Consider the following 3,221-nt stretch of genomic DNA (forward strand, 5'->3'; position numbering starts at 1 on the left):
GGTCCTAGAGAAACCCCATCATCGCAGGTCGCAAGGCACTTCTTCGTTTCCGGAAGAACTATCCACAGGCATCAAGCCGGTGGATCCGGGCTGAGGATGGAATGCGTTGATTATCCGCGCTGAGGAGTATGACGTGGCGTATTACCCCGACCTCTCCCCCTACTCCTACGATCAGTCGTCGCGCGACATGGTCAACGTCGGATGGCTGTCGACTCAGCACCCGTATCCCAAGGGGATCGTGGACGAGCGCGTAGTGACCGCTCTGAAGGTCCTCTCCATCGCCTACGAGAACCAGATGCGCGGCATCCACTCCTGTGAGTTCTGCGACGGCGACCGGACTTTCGTCTTCGACGGGCCGACCGGGGAGACGGAAGCCTGGCTCGGTTCAGCGGAAATCCGCGTAGAGGGAGTGGACGGAACCTGCTACGCCGCGCCGAACCTGGTGATCCACTACATCACGGAGCACCACTACTGCCCACCTGAGGAGTTCTGCCAGGCCGCAGTGCGGGCCGTTACTGCGTGGGGCCGGCCAGCGTCGTGATGGGCAACGGTGGGCAGATTTCTCGTTTCCGAGTGAGGCTTACCAGTTCTTCCGGAGGCTCGGCTCCGTCCCGTAGGGCCAGTACGTAGGTCTTTTCCTGTCGGGGTGTCAGCAACGGGGCCTGCCCACGCAGGTGGTGCATCGCGGCCATGGTCCCGTCCGAGCGCACGAGTGCCCGGACGGCTGTGATCAGCGGATCAGGTGGTCTGATGCCTTTGACCTGCTGGAGGTAGAGCTCTTCCCAGTTCTCGCCCACGTAGGTGGTGACGGGAATGTGGTGGATACTCCCGTCCTGCCCGTCCACCAGGTAAGGGCCGTTGCCTATCAGCATCTTGGCGTGGTCGCGACTACGGATGTACTCCACACTGACTGCCAGTGGACCAGCCAGCCCAAGGCATGCTGTTCCACGTCAAGGACAGCGGCTTCCGGCAACCACGGCGACTCCTGCCGCTCGCTCGCCAGCAAGCCCTCCACCAACTGGACTGCACGCTCCTTGGAGACCATGTCCTTCATCCTTCACCGTGGGCGAGCGCAGAGTTGAGGCGGAGTGGTGACTTCGAAGTATCACCCTGATGACATTACTCAGATCGATGTCATGGGTTACCTGCGGAAGAATGAGAGTTGCTTCTTCCGCTCAGGTGCCTATGATGCGGTCGAGTTGGCGGGAATGATCGCCACCGAGGCGGTGACTCTGGGTGCCGAGAAAGTGCACATCCAGTCCGACGGGGAGTGGCTTACCGTGTCCGCGGACCGGGACTGGCTGGTAACCCGTGAGTGCGAGGCGTTCCACGCGGTCACACCGTTCCCGGAAGCCGGAGTCAACAGCATGCTGGCAGAGGTTCTGGCCTTCGCCTTTTCGGCGGGCGTGACGACTGCTACGTGCAACGGGGTCAAGGTGATCAAGGGGGGAGTCGCCTCTCCCGCCGGTCCGGTCGGTCAAGGCACGGCCAGGCTGGTCTCCTTCAGCCGTCGGCGCGAGATCCTCGAACCGTAGCCGCGTCCGGTTTGGAGTCACGCATGAGTTATGACCTCGCCTTCTGGCAGGACGATGAGATCGACGCAGAAGAGGCATACCGTCAATATGAGGCCATGTTCGATGGTGCGTCGGGTGTCTCGATTTCCTGGTCCAGGAAGGATGAGGTCGTTGACCCGCTCATCTCCCTGGCGCGGGACCATGGCCTTCTGACGTACGACCCGCAGAAAGAGAAGGTGTATCGATGAGCGGCGTCTTCGCCTTCGAGGGTCGGGGAAGCCCTGAGCAGTGCACCGGTGCCTATGGGACCGGGGCGGTTGGCGTGCTCGGATGCGGTGCTGCTGCGCCCCCGGCCTCATATGGGCGCCGGAACCGGTTTACCGGACAGGCTCTGTAAAACGCTCGGCCCGGTCACTGTGAAGTGACCGGGCCGAGCTGGATGCCGTGGCCTGGAGGCTGGGGCCTCTACGCCGTAGCCGTCACCGCTGTTGCCGTTGGAGGCTGGGGCGGTGATGTGGGGCAGGGTCAGACCCCGGTCCAGCCTCCGCCGCCGCTGGTGCCGGGGCTGGGGGCCGGGCCAGTGCCGGGGGAGGTGCCGATGCCGCCACCGCCGCCTCCGGTGCCGCCACCAGCGTCACCACCGCCGATGCCGCCACCACCGCCACCGCCACCGCCGGCGTGGCCGGAGCCGCCGGGGTTGCCGGGGGTGAAGGGGCCGTTGGTGTTCGGCATGCCCGGATTCACGGGGGCGGGAGCCGGAACAGGCGTGATCTGCGGCGGGGCGGGGGCCGGGGCGGGGGCCATCGGAGCCGCAGCCCCCTGCATCGGGTCGAGGCCGGCAATCGGGCCCGGCGTGTTCGCGGGCTGCGTGGCGGCCGAAGAGCCGCCGTCAGCCGCGCCGGTGGCTTCGGCCCTGCTGGGACGCGTGCCGGTTCCCGTGGAGGGAGCCGGGCCCGTGCCGGTGCCGGTGCTGGGACCCGTGCCGGTGCCCGTGCTGGGAGCCGTGCCGGTGGCCGGGACCCTGCTCGGGAGCGAGCCGGAGCCCGTGGAGGGAGCCGTGCCGGTGGCTCCGCCCCTGCTCGGGAGCGAGCCGGAGCCGGTGCCCGGAGCCGGAGCGCTGGCTGCGCCCCTGCCCGGTGCCGGTGCCGGTGCGGGTGCCGGTGCTGGTGCGGGTGCTGGTGCGGGTGCGGGTGCTGGTGCGGGTGCTGGTGCGGGTGCCGGAGGCGAGCCGTTGCCGTTGCCCGGGGGCGTGCCCTTACCGGGAGTCGAACTCGTGCCCTTGCCCGGGGTCGAGCCGTTGTCCGTGCCCTTGCCCGGAGTCGTGCCCTTACCGGGAGTCGAACTCGTGCCCTTACCCGGGGTCGTGCCCTTACCGGGAGTCGAACTCGTGCCCTTACCCGGGGTCGTGCCCTTGCCCGGAGTCGAGCCGTTGCCCGTGTCCTTGCCCGGTGCCGTGCCGTTGCCCGTGCCCTTGCCCGGAGCCGTCTCGGATTCCGGAGCCTGGGGCGCCCCGAGGGGCACCTGGCCAAGCGGGCTGGGCTTGAACTTCTTGGGCGGTTTCTTGTGGCGCTGGCCGATGCGGTCGTCGATACCGTCACCATTGACGTCCGGCACCAACTCGTGCAGCTTGTTGAACGGCGTCGGCTTGTCGCCCTGTGCCTTGGGCGCCTTCAGTCCGAGCGCTTTGGCCAGTGCCTTGGCGATGGC

At 67.2% G+C, this 3,221-nt stretch carries 4 protein-coding genes and 1 pseudogene; 3 read left to right on the forward strand and 2 right to left on the reverse strand.

Annotated elements, in window-relative coordinates:
- The first annotated feature begins 133 nt into the window (after positions 1-133).
- Positions 134-541 carry a DUF7919 family protein gene (locus ACWEKM_RS46190; protein ID WP_451627311.1) on the forward strand — a complete coding sequence of 136 codons (408 nt, stop codon included), beginning with the start codon at positions 134-136 and terminating at the stop codon, positions 539-541.
- On the opposite strand, the gene ACWEKM_RS46195 is transcribed toward ACWEKM_RS46190, so the two are convergent.
- Complete coding sequence (locus ACWEKM_RS46195; RefSeq protein ID WP_451627312.1) at positions 513-872, reverse strand: hypothetical protein; 360 nt, start codon at positions 870-872, stop codon at positions 513-515. The genes ACWEKM_RS46190 and ACWEKM_RS46195 overlap by 29 nt on opposite strands.
- A 219-nt stretch (positions 873-1,091) precedes the next feature.
- Between ACWEKM_RS46195 and ACWEKM_RS46200 the strand changes: the two genes are divergently transcribed.
- Complete coding sequence (locus ACWEKM_RS46200; protein ID WP_451627313.1) at positions 1,092-1,535, forward strand: hypothetical protein; 444 nt, start codon at positions 1,092-1,094, stop codon at positions 1,533-1,535.
- A 23-nt stretch (positions 1,536-1,558) separates the two neighbouring features.
- Positions 1,559-1,762 carry a hypothetical protein gene (locus tag ACWEKM_RS46205; protein WP_451627314.1) on the forward strand — a complete coding sequence of 68 codons (204 nt, stop codon included), beginning with the start codon at positions 1,559-1,561 and terminating at the stop codon, positions 1,760-1,762.
- Positions 1,763-2,039: 277 nt separating this feature from the next.
- On the opposite strand, the pseudogene ACWEKM_RS46210 reads toward ACWEKM_RS46205, so the two are convergent.
- A pseudogene (locus ACWEKM_RS46210) lies at positions 2,040-3,221 on the reverse strand (hypothetical protein); the annotation flags it as partial.

Source organism: Streptomyces sp. NPDC004752 (assembly GCF_053601275.1).